Annotated in this window: 19 protein-coding genes; 8 read left to right on the top strand and 11 right to left on the bottom strand. The window is 31.5% G+C overall.

The features are described from left to right. Nucleotides 1–747 precede the first annotated feature (747 nt). From ACEN2I_RS03115 to prfA, 3 genes are all read left to right on the top strand, one after another. Nucleotides 748–1,086, top strand: a complete 339-nt coding sequence (locus tag ACEN2I_RS03115; RefSeq protein WP_441764664.1) for a P-II family nitrogen regulator — start codon at nt 748–750, stop codon at nt 1,084–1,086. Nucleotides 1,087–1,124: 38 nt separating this feature from the next. Beyond that, nucleotides 1,125–2,324 carry an ammonium transporter gene (locus tag ACEN2I_RS03110; RefSeq protein WP_441764663.1) on the top strand — a complete coding sequence of 400 codons (1,200 nt, stop codon included), beginning with the start codon at nt 1,125–1,127 and terminating at the stop codon, nt 2,322–2,324. A gap of 176 nt (nt 2,325–2,500) precedes the next feature. Continuing rightward, on the top strand, nt 2,501–3,577 hold the full coding sequence (gene prfA, locus ACEN2I_RS03105; RefSeq protein WP_441764662.1) for a peptide chain release factor 1: 1,077 nt from the start codon (nt 2,501–2,503) through the stop codon (nt 3,575–3,577). A gap of 455 nt (nt 3,578–4,032) precedes the next feature. On the opposite strand, the gene ACEN2I_RS03100 is transcribed toward prfA, so the two are convergent. From ACEN2I_RS03100 to ACEN2I_RS03055, 10 genes are all read right to left on the bottom strand, one after another. After that, nucleotides 4,033–4,398, bottom strand: a complete 366-nt coding sequence (locus ACEN2I_RS03100) for a hypothetical protein (RefSeq protein ID WP_441764661.1) — start codon at nt 4,396–4,398, stop codon at nt 4,033–4,035. A gap of 29 nt (nt 4,399–4,427) precedes the next feature. After that, complete coding sequence (locus tag ACEN2I_RS03095; protein ID WP_441764660.1) at nt 4,428–4,787, bottom strand: hypothetical protein; 360 nt, start codon at nt 4,785–4,787, stop codon at nt 4,428–4,430. Between the two features lie 36 nt (nt 4,788–4,823). After that, nucleotides 4,824–5,108, bottom strand: coding sequence for a YtxH domain-containing protein (locus ACEN2I_RS03090; protein WP_441764659.1), 285 nt, complete (start codon nt 5,106–5,108; stop codon nt 4,824–4,826). Nucleotides 5,109–5,157: 49 nt separating this feature from the next. Continuing rightward, nucleotides 5,158–5,310, bottom strand: a complete 153-nt coding sequence (locus tag ACEN2I_RS03085) for a lmo0937 family membrane protein (protein WP_441764658.1) — start codon at nt 5,308–5,310, stop codon at nt 5,158–5,160. 30 nt (nt 5,311–5,340) lie between these two features. After that, nucleotides 5,341–5,991, bottom strand: a complete 651-nt coding sequence (locus ACEN2I_RS03080; protein ID WP_441764657.1) for a porin family protein — start codon at nt 5,989–5,991, stop codon at nt 5,341–5,343. Nucleotides 5,992–6,001: 10 nt separating this feature from the next. Continuing rightward, nucleotides 6,002–6,595, bottom strand: a complete 594-nt coding sequence (locus ACEN2I_RS03075) for a DUF4142 domain-containing protein (RefSeq protein WP_441764656.1) — start codon at nt 6,593–6,595, stop codon at nt 6,002–6,004. A gap of 119 nt (nt 6,596–6,714) precedes the next feature. Next, a complete protein-coding gene (locus tag ACEN2I_RS03070; RefSeq protein WP_441764655.1) occupies nt 6,715–8,499 on the bottom strand; it encodes a CHASE3 domain-containing protein in 1,785 nt (594 codons plus the stop codon). Nucleotides 8,500–8,510: 11 nt separating this feature from the next. Beyond that, a complete protein-coding gene (locus ACEN2I_RS03065) occupies nt 8,511–8,960 on the bottom strand; it encodes a response regulator (RefSeq protein ID WP_110345566.1) in 450 nt (149 codons plus the stop codon). 20 nt (nt 8,961–8,980) lie between these two features. Beyond that, complete coding sequence (locus ACEN2I_RS03060) at nt 8,981–9,532, bottom strand: helix-turn-helix domain-containing protein (protein ID WP_441764654.1); 552 nt, start codon at nt 9,530–9,532, stop codon at nt 8,981–8,983. Between the two features lie 148 nt (nt 9,533–9,680). Further along, nucleotides 9,681–9,866, bottom strand: a complete 186-nt coding sequence (locus tag ACEN2I_RS03055; protein WP_441764653.1) for a CsbD family protein — start codon at nt 9,864–9,866, stop codon at nt 9,681–9,683. A 223-nt stretch (nt 9,867–10,089) separates the two neighbouring features. Between ACEN2I_RS03055 and ACEN2I_RS03050 the strand changes: the two genes are divergently transcribed. The 3 genes from ACEN2I_RS03050 (at nt 10,090) to ACEN2I_RS03040 (ending at nt 14,178) form a co-directional block, all read left to right on the top strand. Further along, entirely contained in the window at nt 10,090–12,273 is a 2,184-nt protein-coding gene (locus ACEN2I_RS03050) for a DUF5723 family protein (RefSeq protein WP_441764652.1), read from the top strand. A gap of 111 nt (nt 12,274–12,384) precedes the next feature. Beyond that, nucleotides 12,385–13,242 carry an orotidine-5'-phosphate decarboxylase gene (gene pyrF, locus ACEN2I_RS03045; RefSeq protein WP_441764651.1) on the top strand — a complete coding sequence of 286 codons (858 nt, stop codon included), beginning with the start codon at nt 12,385–12,387 and terminating at the stop codon, nt 13,240–13,242. A 135-nt stretch (nt 13,243–13,377) separates the two neighbouring features. Continuing rightward, complete coding sequence (locus ACEN2I_RS03040) at nt 13,378–14,178, top strand: ABC transporter substrate-binding protein (protein WP_441764650.1); 801 nt, start codon at nt 13,378–13,380, stop codon at nt 14,176–14,178. A gap of 302 nt (nt 14,179–14,480) precedes the next feature. Here the strand turns inward: ACEN2I_RS03040 and ACEN2I_RS03035 are convergent, their stop codons facing one another. Continuing rightward, nucleotides 14,481–16,025 (bottom strand): hypothetical protein, encoded by a 1,545-nt coding sequence (locus tag ACEN2I_RS03035; RefSeq protein WP_441764649.1) that lies wholly within the window; start codon nt 16,023–16,025, stop codon nt 14,481–14,483. Between the two features lie 154 nt (nt 16,026–16,179). Between ACEN2I_RS03035 and ACEN2I_RS03030 the strand changes: the two genes are divergently transcribed. Together ACEN2I_RS03030 and leuB are read left to right on the top strand one after the other, a co-directional pair. Continuing rightward, entirely contained in the window at nt 16,180–17,355 is a 1,176-nt protein-coding gene (locus ACEN2I_RS03030) for a 2-isopropylmalate synthase (RefSeq protein WP_441764648.1), read from the top strand. A 44-nt stretch (nt 17,356–17,399) separates the two neighbouring features. Then, nucleotides 17,400–18,518, top strand: coding sequence for a 3-isopropylmalate dehydrogenase (gene leuB, locus ACEN2I_RS03025; protein WP_441764647.1), 1,119 nt, complete (start codon nt 17,400–17,402; stop codon nt 18,516–18,518). The last annotated feature ends 221 nt before the right edge of the window (nt 18,519–18,739 follow it).

The raw sequence follows: 18,739 nt of genomic DNA, 5'->3' as shown, positions 1-18,739 counted from the left end.
AAATTTACCGTTTTGATACATTGTTTACAAGCTGAATTTGTGTATGAATTTATATTCTATACCACTCCTATATGACTTAAAATCTCTTGGACTTTTTTCTGTAAATCAATTCCCCAAAAAACTGATTTGATTACCCAAATAGAGTTAAGCTAAAGATTATAAATAAGATAGTATCAGTAATTTCATGGATTTCCCCCTGGTAGTTTTATAGAAAAGAGAACATTTATTATTGCTAATAGCCATACAAATGCTATCATACAGCAAAACATGAATTATCCATTTTTTATTTAGAGTTAAAGTTTAAAAAATCGATATAATTTTTTGATTTATTCTAAATGGTTATATCTCAGAAGAATTCGAAAGATAATTACAAGACGTAAGAAACTAAACTTTCGCAGTAATCCGGAGGAATTGAAGTTTTTGTGATTGGCATCTCAAAATTCATAAGTTCAAAATTGTATTTACCTTTTATTGGTTGCAAAAAAACCAAACAGCTTTGTTATGCTTTTACTGAAAATTGTATTTGGAAAATTAAAACATAATATTTTTTTTATGTTTTAAAAAATAGAGATAATTTTCCCACTGGTATATTTTTAAAAAATGATATATTATTTTGTTAACTAGTTTAATAATGGGGGTTATAATTAAAATATTAATAAAAATTTAACTTCAAGCATATAAAAAATAGGGGTGTATGTTTAAAAAATATATTTTTACTCCAGAAATCAAATTTTAAAACCGTTTATTATGAAAAAAATCGAAGCAGTAATTCGAAAATCGAAATTCGATGAAGTTAAAGAAGCTTTACATCAGGTGGAGGTTAATTTTTTTAGCTATTGGGATGTTACCGGAGTAGGTAATGAGAAACAGGGAGAAGTCTACAGAGGAATTTCTTACAGTACGTCTGATATCCAAAGACGTTATATTTCTATTGTTGTTTCAGATCCTTTTTTAGAAAGAACTGTTGATGCCATTTTAAAAGCAGCTTACACCGGAATGGTAGGTGATGGTAAAATATTTGTTTCTGAAATTCAGGAAACTTATAGAATCAGAACCAAAGAAAACGGAACTGACGCAGTAAACTAATCAAGAAATAAATTTTTTAATATTTAAATAATATACATATGGATACGAATACTGTATTGGATATAATGTGGGTTTTAATCTGCGGAATTTTGGTGTTTTTTATGCAGGCTGGTTTTACACTTGTTGAAGCTGGTTTTACAAGATCAAAAAACACGAGTAATATAATCATGAAAAACTTAATGGATTTCTGTATCGGAAGCTTAGCTTTTTGGGCAGTTGGATATTCATTAATGTACGGAGACTCAATTGGAGGATTTATAGGTACTCCAAGTTGGTTTTTTGATAGTGCTAAAGACATGCATAGTTTGTTTTTTCAAACTGTTTTTGCTGCAACTGCTGCAACAATTGTATCTGGAGCCATTGCAGAAAGAACAAAATTTACAACCTACTTAATTTTTTCATTATTAATGACTTTGGTAATTTACCCAATTTCAGGAAGCTGGGTATGGAATCCTGGAGGATGGTTAGCTAAAATGGGCTTTGTTGACTTTGCAGGATCTACTGTAGTACACTCATTAGGAGGTTGGGCTTCATTAGTAGCTGCTGCATTGGTAGGTCCAAGAATCGGAAAATATACTGATGGAAAATCGAATGCAATTCTTGGACATAGTATAACATTAGGAGCTTTAGGAGTTTTTATACTTTGGCTAGGATGGTTCGGATTTAATCCTGGATCACAATTAGCGATATCCGGAGACAATGTAACGGCTGTAGCCGGAATTGTAATTACAACCAATTTAGCAGGAGCTGCAGGAGCATTAGCTGCTATGTTTGTAGCCTGGATGATTTACGGAAAACCAGATGTATCCATGACATTAAATGGTGTATTGGCAGGTTTAGTAGGAGTAACAGCAGGTTGTGCAGCCGTTAGTCCGGTTGGAGCTTTGTTAATTGGAATTATCTGTGGTGTTGCTGTAGTGTTTTCGATTGAGTTTATTGATAAAAAATTAAAAATTGACGATCCGGTAGGAGCTGTTTCTGTTCACGGAGTTTGTGGGGCACTTGGTACTTTATTAGTTGGTGTGTTTGCAACAGATGGTGGTTTGATGTATGGAGGAGGTTTTGAAAAATTAGGTGTACAGGCTATCGGTGTTTTCAGTATTGGAGCATGGGCTATTGGAGCTTCTTTTATTGTTATTTTCATCTTGAAGAAAACAATGGGAATCAGAGTAACTAAAGAAGAAGAAATCGATGGTTTAGACATTCACGAACATGGAAGTAAATGTTATAATGACTAAATAAAATTTGTAAAGTTAATTTTTAAAAAAACCGTCTCATAACTGAGGCGGTTTTTTTATGACACCTAAAATGATTTAGCAATAGCAGAATTAGCTCCTAAAAAAACCAATAACAAACAGCTTTTAACTATCAACTATTTTTCGTAAATTTGCACTCCAATAAAAGGAATTAGAAAATGTTAGACAGACTTCAAATAGTAAAACAACGTTTCGACGAGATTTCGGACTTAATTATTCAGCCGGATGTTATTGCTGATCAGAAACGTTACGTGCAATTGAATCAAGAGTATAAGAACCTGAAAGCATTGGCTGAAAAGCGTGATGAATATGTGCTTTTGATGGCTAATATAGAGGAGGCAAACGAAATTATTGCGGATGGAAGTGATGCAGACATGACCGAAATGGCCAAAATGCAGCTAGATGAAGCAAAAGAAAGATTGCCGGAACTGGAAGAAGAAATCAAGTTTATGTTGATTCCTAAAGATCCTGAAGATGCTAAAAACGTTATGGTTGAGATTCGTGCAGGAACCGGTGGGGATGAAGCAAGTATTTTTGCAGGGGATTTGTTTAGAATGTATACTAAATATTGTGAAAATCAGGGTTGGAGAACTTCGGTTGTGGATATGAACGAAGGAACTTCCGGAGGTTTCAAAGAGGTTATTTTTGAAGTATCTGGAGAAGATGTTTACGGAACTTTGAAATTTGAAGCTGGTGTTCACCGTGTACAGCGTGTTCCGCAGACGGAGACACAAGGTCGTGTACATACATCGGCGGCAACGGTAATGGTCTTACCTGAAGCAGAAGAGTTTGATGTACAGATTGATATGAACGATGTTCGTGTTGATTTCTTCTGTTCATCAGGACCTGGAGGACAATCAGTAAATACAACAAAATCGGCTGTACGTTTAACGCACATTCCAACTGGATTAGTGGCGCAATGTCAGGATCAGAAATCACAGCATAAAAATAAAGATAAAGCGTTGACGGTTTTACGTTCTCGTTTATACGAACAGGAATTGGCTAAGAAGGAAGCTGAAGATGCTACAAAACGTACATCGCAGGTAAGTTCTGGTGACCGTTCAGCTAAGATTCGTACGTACAACTACGCTCAGGGCCGTGTAACGGATCATAGAGTTGGGTTGACACTTTACGATTTAGGAAATATTATGAATGGTGATATTCAGAAAATTGTGGCTGAGCTTCAGCTTGTGAATAATATGGAGAAATTAAAAGAAGCTTCTGAAGTTTTTTAAATTTATTGTTGATTTTTAAAGTTTTAGACTTCTTATGTTTTTTAATTAGAAATAGTAAACAATAAAGAATATAGAAAAAGCCAGACTACTTTTTTTAGTTTGGCTTTTATTTTAGTATCTTATGAAAATTAAAAAGAGACTTTTTCTCAATTGTGAAAAAGTCTCTTTAATTAAGGTTGAAGTAAATGCTTTATTTTACTTAGCAATTTCGATATCTGTTTATAGAATCTTAGCATAGTAGTAATTTAGTACTTCACGACCTTGGATTTATAGTGAAGTATTAACTGTTTAACCGTTTGTTATAGCTGAAACGTATAAACGAGTTAGATACCTAGAAATACGCGTGTGAATTCAAAACATTTATATAAATTAGAGTAAATGTTTACGCCATTTTTGATTATTATTTCGTTTATCTTTTCCATAATAAATTATTATTCAAGTTTAGACAATTACCCTTACTTTTCAAATGATTCTTCTGCAGGAGTTTCATGATGATCCTCCGACGGTTTTGATACTAAGGTAGTTACGGCAAGCTGCAATATTGATCCAAAGATGTTTTTAAACGTTGAATCTGTTTTGCCTACTACTAGTTTTTTAGCCAGGTAACCTATTCCAATGCTTATAGCTGATTGGGCAAGGTCACTCTTGAAGCCCACGGCTTCATTGACTTCCTGAACCGTATTCCGAATGAGATTAAGAGGCTTTAAGTTCTCTTTAATTTCATCAACTTCATCTTTGATTTCACACCATTCCCTGTCTTGTTGGGCTTCTAAAAGTTTTATTTTTTGATTTAATGAATCAATAGTGTAAATAGTTTCCATTATAGTCTTTTTTAGTATTAATTAGTAAATCAGTTTTTAGATTCTTTTAGAATATTGGAAATAATCATATTTCCAATTGGGGTTTTGATCAGTTTATGCTGAGTCTTGTGTAATACAATAGCAACAATTAAATAAAATCCTGCTATTACAAAAAAACCATAATAATACTCACCAAGTTCTTTTCCAATCCATAAACTAAGGCCAACATTCAGGAAAAGAGTAAAAAATGCAACAACAGCACCAACCGCTATCCGTGATGTTAATGTCGACAAAACATCTGCAGTTGCTGATACCGTTTTGAGTTTAATTAATTCTAAACTCGTTTTGGTATAATTTTCTGCTTTTTCATACATATTTAGGTTTTCGTTTGTTGTTGCATTAGTTTCCATGATATTGGGTATATTTAATGGTTGAAAAATTCACTTTTAATAGTTCGTTTTTACTGTTTTTGCTTCATCTTTCATAGTGTTGAAGTCTTCTTTTACCTGATTGAATTTTGCTTTTCCTTCTTCAATCATATCTTTACCATTAGAAGAAATAGTGCTTAAGATATCGTCAACTTTTCCTTTAAGGTTATCTCCGTAATCTTTCGATTTATCTTTGATTTTTTTTCTGGTTTCTGATCCTTTGTCCGGTGCAAATAATACACCTAAAAATGCTCCTGCCGCTGCGGCTCCTAAAATTCCTAAAATTGTGCTACTAGTTTTCATAATATTTGATTTAAAAGATTAATATAAATTGTTTTAATAATGTTTGATTTTAAATTTCTCGACCTTTAATAAGTCTGAATAGTATTGCTATAATGGCAATAACCAATAATACGTGAATAATACTTCCTGCGCTGTATACAAAGAAACCTAAGGCCCAAAGTATAACAAGAATGACTGCGATTGTGTATAATAAATTTGACATGATCTTAATGTTTATGGTTAATAATTATTTTTAGTTTAATTTATAAGAAAGATATAGTGATAGATTACTGTTTTTTGCATCCGGAAATGTATAGCTACTTCCAAGAACAGTTCTTTCTTTTCCAATTGTTGTTAATCCGTAATTATAACGTAATCCAACACTAATTGGGTTGAAGTCAACTCCAACTCCTGCTGACAGACCAGCATCAAATCTTTCGAAATCATCAGCATCAAACTCTTCGTCAAATTCAACATCCCCTTCACCTTTCGTTTTTGCGTTTACTAAATAAGAAGCATAACCACCTACATGTATATTGAAATTTTCAGTTAAATTAAATCTCACTAATAACGGAACTTCTATATAATTAAGTTTAAATTTACTTGTACCTTCAATACCAGCATAGTTATAATCTAATTCTGCACCTTTTGTAGTATACAAAATCTCCGGCTGTATAAACACATTGTCTGCAATTGGAAATGCTGCATAAACTCCTGCATTGAATCCCCAAAGTACATTTTCGTCATTAATTTCGTCAGAATCAGAATATAAGTTTGACATGTTGACTCCTCCTTTAATACCAAATTCTGGTCCGACAACTGTACTGTTTTGGGCAGATAATGATCCAAATGTTGCTGTCATAAAAATTGTTAAGGCGTATAAAAAATTTGATTGCATTTTCATAATTTAAAATTTAATTTGTGATTTGTTTTAATTGATTTTTGATTCTTTTTGTTTTTCTTAAAAATTCGTATTGCTTAGGTAAATAATGAGTAACTAATTTTAATATTACAGTATCATTTGTTTCTTTTGTTATAGTCTCCAGTAATTCTATTTGTTTGTATAATAAATTTATGATAGAATTGATGTAGATTTTGTCAAAATTTGCATTTGCTGTGTCAGTTTGCTTATAAAAATCATCATTAATAATAGCTGTGTTTAAATCTGTTATTATAATGAGTTTTCTAAATGTTAACTTCTTTATGTCCTGTAATAATAATGTTTGACTATTTTCAATTTCAAAACCGATGTCTTTTGTTTTTTGCTCCAGGCTTTTGTATTGTGCTAATTGGCTTTTTAAAATAATTGATTGGCTTGTATTTGCCAGAGATGTAAAAAAATACACTTCAGTTTCATCATTGTTTTTAGTGGTAAGAACGTTTTTGATATCTTTTTTTTTAAATCTTTCATTTTTTTCACAAGATCCAATAGATACTATTGTTACTAATATGAAAACTGTTTTAAGAGATAATTTTGAAAAGGACATCAGCTTTAATTGTTGCTTCATTATTACATTACAAAGATGCAAATGAATAGTAAGGATTGCTTTACAGCATAAAAAAGAAACGTTATATAATTCCCATAATAGAATTATATAACGTTAAAAAAAAGGTTTTTGAAAAAGAATTATTCAGGCAGAAACACAGTAAATACTGAGCCTTCGCCGGGTTTACTGTCTGCTGTTATATAACCTTTATGGTTTTCTACAATTTTTTTACAGATCGCTAAACCAATTCCGGTTCCCGGATAATCGGTTTTTGAATGAAGACGCTGAAATAGTACAAAAATGTTTTCTTTGAATTGTGGATCAAATCCTAATCCGTTGTCTGTAAATGTAATTTTGTAGAATTTTTTAAAAGGCGGATCTATTAATTCAGGATGTTCATTAGATAGTATTTTTTCGCAAGTGATATTAATTTGCGGAGATAAGTCAGGTTGACTGTATTTCAAAGAATTACCGATTAGATTAATAAAAAGCTGTTCTATCTGATAAGGAATGACACGTAATTTAGGTAGTTTACCAACTTTTAAATGCGCTTTTTTTTCATCAATTATCACGGCAAGTTCTGATTTTGCATTTTCCAGCAATTCATTCAGGTTTGATTTAATAAATTCCTTTTTAGTAGTGTTTGTTCTTGAAAACAGAAGTAAATCATCAATTAAAACCCGCATTCTGTTAGCGGAAGTTTCTATTTTAGAAATATATTCTTTGGCGTTATCAGAAATCACAGCTTTGTCAGCATCTGAAACTCTGGATATAAAAGTTTGAATCTTACGCAGTGGTTCTTGCAGATCATGACTTGCAACATGATTAAAAGAGGCTAACTCTTTATTGCTTTTTTCGAGTTGATTATTTCGTTCCTGAAGTTCAATATTTAGCAAATGTTCATCTGTGATATCAAAATTGATTCCAAGCAGAATTTTACTTCCATGTTGATCAACCAGCATTTTTCCGGCAGATTTAAAATACCGGATTTCATTATTAGGACGAATTACTTTATAATAAGTAAAAGGTAGTTTTTTATTATTGACAATGCCTTGAATTGACTTTGAAACGGTTTCTTTATCATCAGGATGTACAAAATCTAAAAAGGAATCTTTTTTAGGTACAAAAGATTTTGGCTCATACCCTAAAAGGCGAAACTGATTGTCTGAATAGTCAATTTTGTCTGTATTTAAATCCCATTGCCAAGTGCTGAATTTTCCAATTTTTTCTGATTCAGACATTAATCCTCCGGATATTAGTAATTTTTTATTGAAAATTTTTAATCTTTCAATGTCTTTGCTAATCTGTCTGTAGGCTAATAATATAAAACTTAATGCCGTTAAGAATAAAGAGATAGAAAAAATGGGACTAAGAGAAATTTCAGCATCATATTTAGCCTGTCTATTTTCTAGGAATTTTTTTTCGATGTCGTTCATTTGGTCAACCTGAAAGCGAATGTTGTCCATCAGAATGCGGCCGCTAAAAAGATAATTATCTAATTTCCGTTTGTCATATGTTTTTGGATCACTGTATTTTAAGCAATTTTCAAAAGTTTTAAATTGCTGAATAATTAATGAAAACAGCTTTTCCAGATTTTGCTTTTGTATTTTGTTATCCGAAGTTAATTTTTTGAGGGTAATAAATGACTTGTTTACTTTGTCTCTGGAATATACATAAGGAGATAAAAATTTAGAATTTCTGGTAATTATATAACCACGCTGACCAGTTTCTGCATCTTTTATAGCTGAAATTAAGCGTTCAAGCTGAACGTTAATCTCATAAGTATGCATAACTAATTTGCTGGATTCGTTTAAATCCTGGTTATGTTTGTAAGCTATTGATGAAAGGAATAGTAAAATGAAAATAGCTATTATAAAAATAACTCTCAAATAATTTGAGGAATTAAAGTTAGGAATCCATTTCATTATTATTGCAATTATTTGAGGCTTAGCAAGAAATTATCACGATTTAATCCTGATGTATGATAATGCCAGTTCAGGGTTATAACTTCATTAATAATTTTTTTAAGTGCATTAAAATCACTCGGCTTTTTGATATAAATGTTAGCACCCTCAATAAATGTATCTTCAATATCTTCATCTGATGATGATGTTGAATAGATTGCAATTATAAGATTTTTAAGGTGTTCTGTTTTTTTTATTTCTATCAAACATTCTTTACCGGTTTTTTTGGGCATGTTTAAATCCAGAAATAAAATATCAGGCAATTTAGTATCCGGATTCATTAAATGCTCCATTAACTGTAAGCCATCGAAAACAAATTCGACTTTGGTTTGTACTTTTACTTCTTCAAAAGCATCTTTAAAAAAAAGTCTATCGTCTTCGTCATCGTCGGCAAGTAAAATGTGTAATGCGTTTTTCTGCATTGATTAAAGGTATTTGGTTCTTATTTTAAATTTTCTCTTCGCTTTTTAATAATTCTCAGAAATGCTGAGGGTGTTATTCCGGTTGTATTTTTAAATTGAGTGCTTAAATGCGCTACACTCGAATAGTTTAACAAAAAGGCAATCTCGGTCAAACTCATTTCGTTTACAATCATTAATTGTTTAGCTCTTTCAATTTTCTGAATGATTATAAAATTTTCAATAGATGAATAGGTTACTTCAGAAAAAACATTGGATAAATAGCCATAACTGTGATTTAGTTTATCAGCTAAGTAAGCTGAACTCTTAAAGTTATTGTTATCATCTGTGTACACTAATTCAATTATAGCATCTTTTATTTTTTGAACTAAAACACTTTTTTGATTTTCTACAACTTCAAAACCAAAAGGCCCTAAATTATTTTTGAGTTTTTCTAATGCTTCAGTACTAAGATTTTCTTCTAATTCAATCTCTCCAAAACCTAAGGTAGAAAAAATTAGATTTTGTTCCTCCAGTTTTTCTTTTAAAAAAAGAGTACAAATGGTATTAATATCAAATTTTATAAATAATTTCATTTTGTAAAAATATGGTTAAAGATAACTAATTTATTTTGTTTTTTTAGTTAATTCAAGCTTTTCGGGAATATAAAACTTTATAGTTTGAAAATCAAAAAAATACCGCCTAATTTAAGTTAGGCGGTATACTGGATAATTTTGAAAGGATTTATAATTCTGACAAAATTTGGTGCATTTCTTCCTTTGTTTTACCTAATTTTTGCTGAAGGTTTCCGTACATTTCGTCTTCTTTTCCTTCTGCAAACATCAAATCATCATCAGTCAGCGTTGCATATTTTTGTTTCAATTTTCCTTTCAACTCGTTCCAGTTTCCTTTTATTTCTGTAGTGTTCATGATTTTATTTTTAAAAATTATTGAATTGTAAAATTGCAAATCATGTACCGGTTTTGTGTTACATGAATTTTATAAACTGTTGTATAATTCACATTTCATTCTTCAAGTAGTTTTTATGACATAATTTGTTCAGCTTGTTAAATCAATTCAATTATTTAATAACATGTGTTTAAATGTATTATTGTAGTTTTGCCGCCAATTAAAACTTAAAACCCCTATTTTAATGAAAAAACAATTACCTATTGTATTAATTTTAATGATTTCTTTTGCGGCTAAATCGCAATCTTATTTAGGCTATTTTCATGATAATTATGCCGGAGTACAGAGTGTACTTTTTAACCCGGCGTCAATAGCTGATTCTCGTTTTAAAACAGATATTAATTTATTTTCAGTGAGTGGTTCGGTAAGTAATGATTTGTATGGTGTTCGTCTTTTTGATGTTTTTAAAGATGGTTATGATTTTGACAGTCAATCAAAAATAACACCTTCAAATGCAAACAATGCACTGATTAATTTTGATATTATGGGGCCTTCATTTATGTTTAATATTGCGCCAAAACACACTTTGGCAGTTTTTACCAGAGCACGTTCTGTAACAAATTTAAATAAGGTTAATGGATATCTTGTTGATCAGGTAAAAGAAGGTCTGGATGATTCTGACGATTTTAATCTTAATGCAGGAAGTCCAAACGGAGCTTCACATGCATGGGGAGAACTAGGAATTTCTTATGCAGCTGTTTTGTATCAAAATAACCAGCATTTTTTAAAAGGTGGTTTGACTGCAAAATATTTACAAGGAGTTGGTAATGCTTATATTCATGGAAAAGATGCTAATGCTGCATTTTTAGTAGATCCAATTAATCCTGAAAACAGTACTTTGGATACTAATGGTCAACTTACAATTGGCGGGAGTCAGGACTGGGAAGCTAATGAAGATTATGAATTTGATATTAATTCAGCAGGTATCGGTTTTGATTTAGGATTCGTTTATGAGTGGAGACCAGATTATAAAAAATACGACTTAAACAATGCTAAGCCGTCAGACAATAATTTTAGAGATCTAAATAAGTATAAAGTACGTTTTGGATTATCTGTTACGGATATTGGTTCTATAAAATATAAAAAGGCAAAACAAGATACTTACGACATTACAGGAACCGTAACACAAGGTATGATTGATGATGCTGATAATTTATACGAATTTTTAAATGATAACTATACTAAAACTTCAACTTCAAAAGGAGTAAAAACAAATTTGCCAACAGCTATTCATGCTGATGTTGACTGGAATATGTATAATAAGTTCTATCTGAATCTTAATGGAGATATCAGTATGGTTTCAGACACAAAATTAAATGCGGTAAGTATTGCTGACAGGATAAGTTTGACACCTCGTTATGAAAGCAGATGGTTTAGTTTTTATGTTCCTGTTAGCTGGATGGAATATAGTGGAATGCAGGTTGGTTCAGGATTGCGTGTAGGTGCTTTCTTTGTTGGCTCAGGCTCTGTTGTCAGCAATTTGATTTCTAAAGAATCGAAATCTGCTGATTTTCATCTTGGAATAAAAATTCCGGTTTATGAAAAGAAGTTCAAAGATACGGATGGAGATGGTGTTATAGATAAAGAAGATGCTTGTAAAAAAGTAGCCGGCCCTGTTGAAAATAACGGATGTCCTTGGCCGGATACGGATGGTGATAAAGTTTTTGATAAAGATGATGTGTGCCCGGAAATTGCCGGACCAGTAGAAAATAAAGGTTGTCCTTGGAAAGATACGGACGGCGATACCTTGTTAGACAATGTTGATGCTTGTCCGAAGATTGCAGGACCTGTAGAAAATAAAGGTTGTCCATGGCCTGATACTGACGGTGATTCAGTTTTAGATAAAGATGATGCCTGTCCGGATGTTGCAGGTTTAGTAGAAAACAAAGGCTGTCCTGTTTTAGATGCAGATAAGGATGGTCTTGCAGATGATATAGATAATTGTCCTTTAGTGGCCGGACCAATTGAAAATAAAGGGTGTCCAGAGGTTAATAAAGCTGTATTAGACCAATTAAAAGTAGAAGCAAAATCTATTTTCTTTACTACAGGAAAAGCTGCTCTAAGTGGTGCTAATAAAGGAGAAACTTCAGGAAGACTGGATGCTATTAAAGAAATTTTAAAGAATTATCCAAATGCTAAGTTTGCCATTAACGGACATACAGATAATATTGGAAATGCTAAAGCAAATCAAAAATTATCTGAAGAAAGAGCAAAGGTTGTTATGGATGCTTTAATAGAAAAAGGAGTAAATCCAGCTAATTTAACTTCACAAGGATTTGGATCTTCAAAACCGGTTAAATCTAATAAAACAGCAGCCGGAAGAGCAGAAAACAGAAGAACAGAAATTGTTTATTTGGGTAATTTGTAATCTAAATTGAATATTAAACTAAAAAGCCATTCTTAATTGAGTGGCTTTTTTTATTTTTGCATACTTTCTAAAGAATCACTTCTTTGAATTGGAAGAACTAAAAAATCAAGAATGACGACACAACAACTACACGAGCAAATTCTTCAGAAAAAATCATTTTTATGTGTTGGCCTGGATCCTGATTTATCAAAAATCCCGCCTCATTTATTAGAAACAGAAGATCCAATTTTCGAATTCAATAAAGCTATAATTGATGCCACCCACGATTTAACTGTGGGATACAAACCAAATACAGCTTTTTTTGAAGCCTATGGTATAAAAGGTTGGATATCTCTTCAAAAAACAATTAATTATATAAATGAAAAGTTTCCTGAAATTTTTACGATTGCAGATGCAAAACGTGGTGATATCGGAAACACTTCAAGCATGTATGCAAAAGCTTTTTTTGAAGATTTAAATTTTGACAGCGTAACCGTAGCGCCGTATATGGGTAAGGATTCAGTTGAACCTTTTCTTGCTTTCGAAAATAAGCATACTATAATGCTGGCTTTAACATCAAATGAAGGAGCTTTCGATTTTCAAACCTTAACTACAAACAGAACTCGAGGCGAAGCCGAACAGAGCGAAGCTAAAGAATTATACAAGCAAGTTTTAGAAACGTCTAAAACATGGAAAAATAGTCATAATTTAATGTATGTGGTTGGAGCTACCAAAGCCGAATATTTTGCAGAAATCCGTAAAATTGTTCCGGACAGTTTCTTGTTGGTTCCCGGAATTGGTGCTCAGGGCGGAAGTTTATCTGAAGTTTGCAAATACGGAATGAATGATAAAGTTGGCTTGTTGGTAAATTCTGCCAGAGCTATTATTTATGCTTCTAAAGAAACTGATTTTGCTGAAAAGGCAAGGGAAGAGGCATTAGCCGTTCAAAAAGAAATGGAAATAATTCTTAATTTAAAGTTTGAGGTTTAAAGTTTTATATTGCTTGATCATAATTTTTCACCACAGAGATTCGCGAAATTTGTAAAACTTTGTGAATCTCTGCGTAATAATAAAAAGCAATCCAACAAATTTGTAGCCTGAAAACAAACTTGAAAACTCAAAGACATGAAGCAACTCACAGATCAGCTTGGTACTAAACATTCTTTTGAAACATTACCAAAACGTATTATTTCTTTAGTGCCATCACAAACAGAATTGTTGCATGATTTAGGTTTAGAAGAAAAGATTGTCGGAATTACTAAATTCTGTGTTCATCCGTATCATTTAAAATCTACTAAGAAGATTGTTGGCGGAACAAAAAAAATACATTTTGAAAAAATAAAATTATTACAGCCGGATATTATCATTTGTAATAAAGAAGAAAATACTCTTGAAATCGTAGAGCAATTAAGTGCAATTTGTCCGGTTTGGATAACTAATATTGTTTCTATTGAAGATAATTTTCAAATGATTTCAGATTTCGGACAGCTTTTTAATTGCAGGACCGAAGCCCAAAAATGGAACGGCAAACTGACTTTCGCTTTAAGTGATTTTAAAAAATATATTCAGGATATTTCGATACAAAAAGTGGCTTATTTTATCTGGAAAGATCCTTATATGGTTGCGGGAAGCGATACTTATATAAATGAATTATTGAAGCTAAATCATTTTAGGAATATATACGAAGATAAAGGCCGTTATCCTGAAATAGGGCTTAAAAAAATGCGATTAGAAGGTGATCCTGATTTGGTTTTTCTTTCGTCAGAACCATATCCTTTTAAAGAAGAAGATGCTTTTGAAATAGGACGTTTTACGCATCATGCCAAAACGGTTTTTGTTGACGGCGAAATGTTTTCCTGGCACGGTAGTCGATTATTAAAGGCTTTTTCGTATTTTAAACTACTTCATGAAAGACTAAAAAAATAACTTTTAACTTTTAAAATTTCCAAGATAAAAGTCAAATTTGAATTTTTAATTTGGAATATAATTAAAAAAAGAATGCCGGCATCTCGAAGACGCCGGCATCATTTAACTAACCAAAACCAAAATAATAAATAACCAGTTTATTACATTACAAAGATCCAACTTATATGAATATTTTGTTGTTAAGGTTTTGTTATTACTTTGTTGGACATAAGTTAAGATTTTTCATGACTTTTTTTGAGTTTTCGATTCCTTATAAAGTATGTTTTACTTGAAGTTATTACTAATCAGTGAAGTTCAATTTATTAACGACTATTCAGTTTTGCTTTCTCTTTAATAATATCTGAGATTTTTCGATTTTCGATTTTACTTTCCAGCCACGAAATAATATCCAAATAAAGAAAAGCTCTTTTTTCATAGGTATTTTTTTCCAGTTCAATAAAACGTTCACGCATCTTAATAAATTCCTTTTTGATATCGGCAGGATAAAAATTATTAAGGTTTCTCATAAATTTAATAATTTCCTTTTGTACTTCATGCAGGTCATTCATTTTTAATAAAAACTTGTACGTGCTTTTAAGATGGTTTTCGAGATAATAATCTTTTCCTAGTTCATAATGTGCAATCAATGACAAGAGCCTTGCAAAACACATTAAATCTTCACGCATCGATAAGTTTTTGTTATTGATGATTTTATCTAAATAATAAATTGATTCATTATATTTTTCGTTTCCAAAGTAAATAGAAGCAATCTTGTAATAAAATAACATTTCGTGATGTTCGTCCAAATGTTCATTATGAATTTTTATTTTCTCTAAAATCTCAGGAATCAGATATTCGCTTTCTGCAAAAGTACCTTCCAGAATGTGATAATTTAATTTATTGTTATAGATATATAAAAATGATAGCGATGCAATGTTATCGTTTACAGGAAATTTATCATCATAAATAGTTTCCTCTAAAAGTGTTAGATATTTCTTAAAATTCGACTTGTATTTCAACATATAAAGTGATTCTAAAAAGTAATGATTTCCTTTTAAAAAAAACACTGGATTTTGATAAATCATATTTGGATTGTCATAAAACAGTCTAACCCATTTATAAGCATATTTGTAACTTGCTAAGAAGTCCTGAACTAGAAAACTACGCCAAAGATTTGCATTATAAAACCAATATTTTTCGCGGAAACCAAACTTGCTTTCGTCCAGTTTTGAAATATGTTTATTGAAATAGTCATCTATATATTTATATTCTTCATCGCTTTTTACGTAGCCGGTTTTTAGCATGATTCCGTACAATTGAAGCGATAAATTAGATAATTTACTTGAAATAGTATTGCGGTAGTTTAATTCTTTAGCCTGAATAACTAATTCATCAGCTCTTCCCTGAATACTTCGCGTAATATATTGAGATTCGATTAATTTTTCGAACTCCACAATTTCATACGCCATGTATTTTTCATCATTTTCGAGTGCAATGATTTTGGTTTTATCTAAAATTTTCAGACTCTGCTTGTATAATCCTTTATTATATAGAATAACAGCAAAATCAATCTGTTCTCGTAATTGGTAACGAATATTCTGGCTGGGAATATTCAAACGAATACTAACTAAAATCTGTTTATATAAGTATGATTTTAAGTTAGATAACTGTACTTTTTTGATGATTCCACTTTTTAAAATAAGCTTTTCATCATAAGTTTCAGATTTATCCAAAATATTAAATAGCTCAATGAATTTAGTATTCGAGCTTGTTTCTAAACGGCTTGCAAAAATTTTAAACTGTCTTTTTTCAGATTTAGTGAGGGACTTGATCAGTACAAATAAGAAATCTTTTTGATGGTTAGCCATTGTAAAATATAATAATATAACTTATTGATTTTTAATTACTTAACTTGTTATAGATTGTGTTATGAACAGTATAATTCCATTATTATGAATTTCATACTGAAGAAGTACAATATATATTTGTTTCAAGATGTGAAATTACATTAAATAAATGAATATGAATAGAGAGAAAGTTCAAATTTTTGACACCACTTTGCGCGATGGTGAACAGGTTCCAGGATGTAAGTTAGATACTAAACAAAAATTAGTTATCGCAGAACGACTAGACAAAATGGGAGTTGATATCATCGAAGCAGGTTTTCCTGTGTCAAGTCCGGGCGATTTTTTATCGGTCTCTGAGATTTGTAAAATTGTAGAAAATGCAACCGTCTGCGGATTAACAAGAGCCGTAAAAAATGATATCGATGTTGCTGCAGCAGCTTTAAAGTATGCTAAGAAACCTAGAATCCATACAGGAATCGGAACCTCACAATCTCATATACTCCATAAATTAAATACTACCCCGGAAGATATTATCGCCAGAGCAAAATATGCTGTATCACACGCAAAATCATATGTAGAGGATGTTGAATTTTATGCAGAGGATGCTGGAAGAACTGATAATGCTTTCTTAGCAAAAGTTTGTGAAGAAGTAATAAAATCAGGTGCAACTGTATTAAATATTCCAGATACAACTGGATATTGCTTGCCTGAAGAATATGGTGCAAAAATAAAATATTTAAAAGAAAACGTAAAAGGTATAGAGAATGTAATTCTTTCATGCCACTGTCATAACGACTTAGGAATGGCAACTGCCAACTCTATTGCTGGGGCTATAAACGGAGCAAGGCAAATTGAATGTACTATTAATGGTATTGGAGAGAGGGCCGGAAATACAGCCCTTGAAGAAGTAGTGATGATTTTTAAACAACATCCTTACCTTAATTTAGATACAAATATCAATACAAGAGAGCTAAACGAAATGAGTCGTTTGGTTTCTGAAAGTATGGGTATGATGGTTCAGCCAAATAAAGCAATCGTAGGAGCTAACGCATTTGCACACAGTTCAGGAATTCATCAGGATGGTGTGATTAAAAACAGAGCTACTTACGAAATCATGGATCCGTTGGATGTTGGTGTTAATGAGTCTTCAATTATTTTGACTGCAAGAAGTGGTAGGGCTGCTTTGGCTTATCGTGCTAAAAAGGTAGGTTATGAGCTTACAAAAGTACAATTAGATATAGTTTATGTTGAATTTTTGAAATACGCAGATATAAAAAAGGAAGTATTAGACGAGGATATTCATCAAATTATTGAAGCTTCTAAAATTCAGGGAGATTTAATAAGAAGTTAATTAGAAAAAAAATCAGGTTTTAAATACATAAAGAACGAGGCATTATGAATTTGAAAATAGCAGTTTTACCCGGAGACGGAATCGGACCAGAGGTAATCGCACAAGCCAAAAAAGCTTTATATGCTATAGGCGAAGTGTATAATCATGAATTTGTTTTTGAAGAAGCTCTTATGGGGGCAATTGCTATTGATAAAACTGGTAACCCGCTTCCTGAGCAAACATTAAATCTTTGTTTAAACACAGATGCCATTTTGTTTGGAGCCATTGGAGATCCTAAATATGATAATAATCCACATGCAAAAGTTCGTCCGGAGCAGGGATTGTTAAAATTACGGAAAGAACTTGGTTTGTTTGCAAATATTCGTCCAATAAAGCCTTATAAGTCATTGATTGATGCATCTCCTTTGAAAAGAGAAATTATTGATGGTGCAGATTTTACGATTTTCAGAGAATTAACGGGTGGTGCTTATTTTGGAGCAAAAACTCTAAATGAAGAAGGAACATATGCTTCAGATTTATGTGAATATTCAGAAGAAGAAATCACAAGAATCGCACATCTGGCTTTTAAATCAGCACAAAATAGACGCAAAAAATTAACTATGGTTGATAAAGCAAATGTTTTGGAAACCTCAAGATTATGGAGAAAAGTCGTTCAGAAAGTAGGTGAGCAATATAAGGATGTAGCTCTGGAATTTTTATTTGTGGATAATGCTGCAATGCAATTGATTTTAAATCCAAAACAATTTGATGTGATTTTGACAGAAAATTTATTTGGAGATATTTTATCAGATGAAGCTAGTGTAATTACAGGCTCTATTGGTTTATTAGCCTCGGCTTCGCTAGGAGATAAAAATGCACTTTTTGAACCCATTCATGGTTCTTATCCACAGGCAAAAGGAAAAAATATTGCCAATCCTATTGCTTCTATTTTATCGGCAGCGATGTTATTAGAGCATTTCGGATTGTTTAAAGAAGCAGATGTGATTTACAAAGCAGTCGAAAAAGCAATTGATTTTAAAGTGGTTACAGTAGATTTAAAAGCAGATTCAAAATTTGGAACTAATGAAGTTGGGGAGTTTGTTTCGAACTTTATTTTTAGTAAAGACGATTTGCTGTATTTTAATAATGATAACGTTCATATCGGACAATCTACGATTGTTTAATATTTTTTGTTAAATACTGCAATAATTAACAAGAAGTGTTTAAAATGTTGAGATTTTATTTTTTTAGTCCTATTGGTTTTTATACTTTTGTGGCATCAAAAAATCAATAATGCAAATCTCAATTATTATTACTTCTGTCATTGTTGTCAATGTGTATAGCACATCTGCATCGGGAACGGTATAAATATAATTGAAAGATATATTAGTAACCTCCCACATAG

This window comes from Flavobacterium sp. W22_SRS_FK3 (assembly GCF_052113665.1).
GTDB lineage: Bacteria > Bacteroidota > Bacteroidia > Flavobacteriales > Flavobacteriaceae > Flavobacterium.
Note: the sequence above shows the minus strand (reverse complement) of the source record. Positions and strands in the feature narration are given on the sequence as shown.

Bases quoted from the DNA above. Each gene is read 5' to 3' on its own strand.
- ACEN2I_RS03085 (WP_441764658.1), bottom strand. From the start codon at position 5,310: ATGTCAAATTTATTATACACAATCGCAGTCATTCTTGTTATACTTTGG.
- ACEN2I_RS03075 (WP_441764656.1), bottom strand. From the start codon at position 6,595: ATGAAGCAACAATTAAAGCTGATGTCCTTTTCAAAATTATCTCTTAAA.
- ACEN2I_RS03100 (WP_441764661.1), bottom strand. From the start codon at position 4,398: ATGGAAACTATTTACACTATTGATTCATTAAATCAAAAAATAAAACTT.
- ACEN2I_RS03050 (WP_441764652.1), top strand. From the start codon at position 10,090: ATGAAAAAACAATTACCTATTGTATTAATTTTAATGATTTCTTTTGCG.
- ACEN2I_RS03090 (WP_441764659.1), bottom strand. From the start codon at position 5,108: ATGAAAACTAGTAGCACAATTTTAGGAATTTTAGGAGCCGCAGCGGCA.
- ACEN2I_RS03040 (WP_441764650.1), top strand. From the start codon at position 13,378: ATGAAGCAACTCACAGATCAGCTTGGTACTAAACATTCTTTTGAAACA.
- ACEN2I_RS03055 (WP_441764653.1), bottom strand. From the start codon at position 9,866: ATGAACACTACAGAAATAAAAGGAAACTGGAACGAGTTGAAAGGAAAA.
- pyrF (WP_441764651.1), top strand. From the start codon at position 12,385: ATGACGACACAACAACTACACGAGCAAATTCTTCAGAAAAAATCATTT.
- ACEN2I_RS03115 (WP_441764664.1), top strand. From the start codon at position 748: ATGAAAAAAATCGAAGCAGTAATTCGAAAATCGAAATTCGATGAAGTT.
- ACEN2I_RS03095 (WP_441764660.1), bottom strand. From the start codon at position 4,787: ATGGAAACTAATGCAACAACAAACGAAAACCTAAATATGTATGAAAAA.
- ACEN2I_RS03080 (WP_441764657.1), bottom strand. From the start codon at position 5,991: ATGAAAATGCAATCAAATTTTTTATACGCCTTAACAATTTTTATGACA.
- ACEN2I_RS03030 (WP_441764648.1), top strand. From the start codon at position 16,180: ATGAATAGAGAGAAAGTTCAAATTTTTGACACCACTTTGCGCGATGGT.
- ACEN2I_RS03035 (WP_441764649.1), bottom strand. From the start codon at position 16,025: ATGGCTAACCATCAAAAAGATTTCTTATTTGTACTGATCAAGTCCCTC.
- ACEN2I_RS03060 (WP_441764654.1), bottom strand. From the start codon at position 9,532: ATGAAATTATTTATAAAATTTGATATTAATACCATTTGTACTCTTTTT.
- ACEN2I_RS03070 (WP_441764655.1), bottom strand. From the start codon at position 8,499: ATGAAATGGATTCCTAACTTTAATTCCTCAAATTATTTGAGAGTTATT.
- ACEN2I_RS03065 (WP_110345566.1), bottom strand. From the start codon at position 8,960: ATGCAGAAAAACGCATTACACATTTTACTTGCCGACGATGACGAAGAC.
- leuB (WP_441764647.1), top strand. From the start codon at position 17,400: ATGAATTTGAAAATAGCAGTTTTACCCGGAGACGGAATCGGACCAGAG.
- ACEN2I_RS03110 (WP_441764663.1), top strand. From the start codon at position 1,125: ATGGATACGAATACTGTATTGGATATAATGTGGGTTTTAATCTGCGGA.
- prfA (WP_441764662.1), top strand. From the start codon at position 2,501: ATGTTAGACAGACTTCAAATAGTAAAACAACGTTTCGACGAGATTTCG.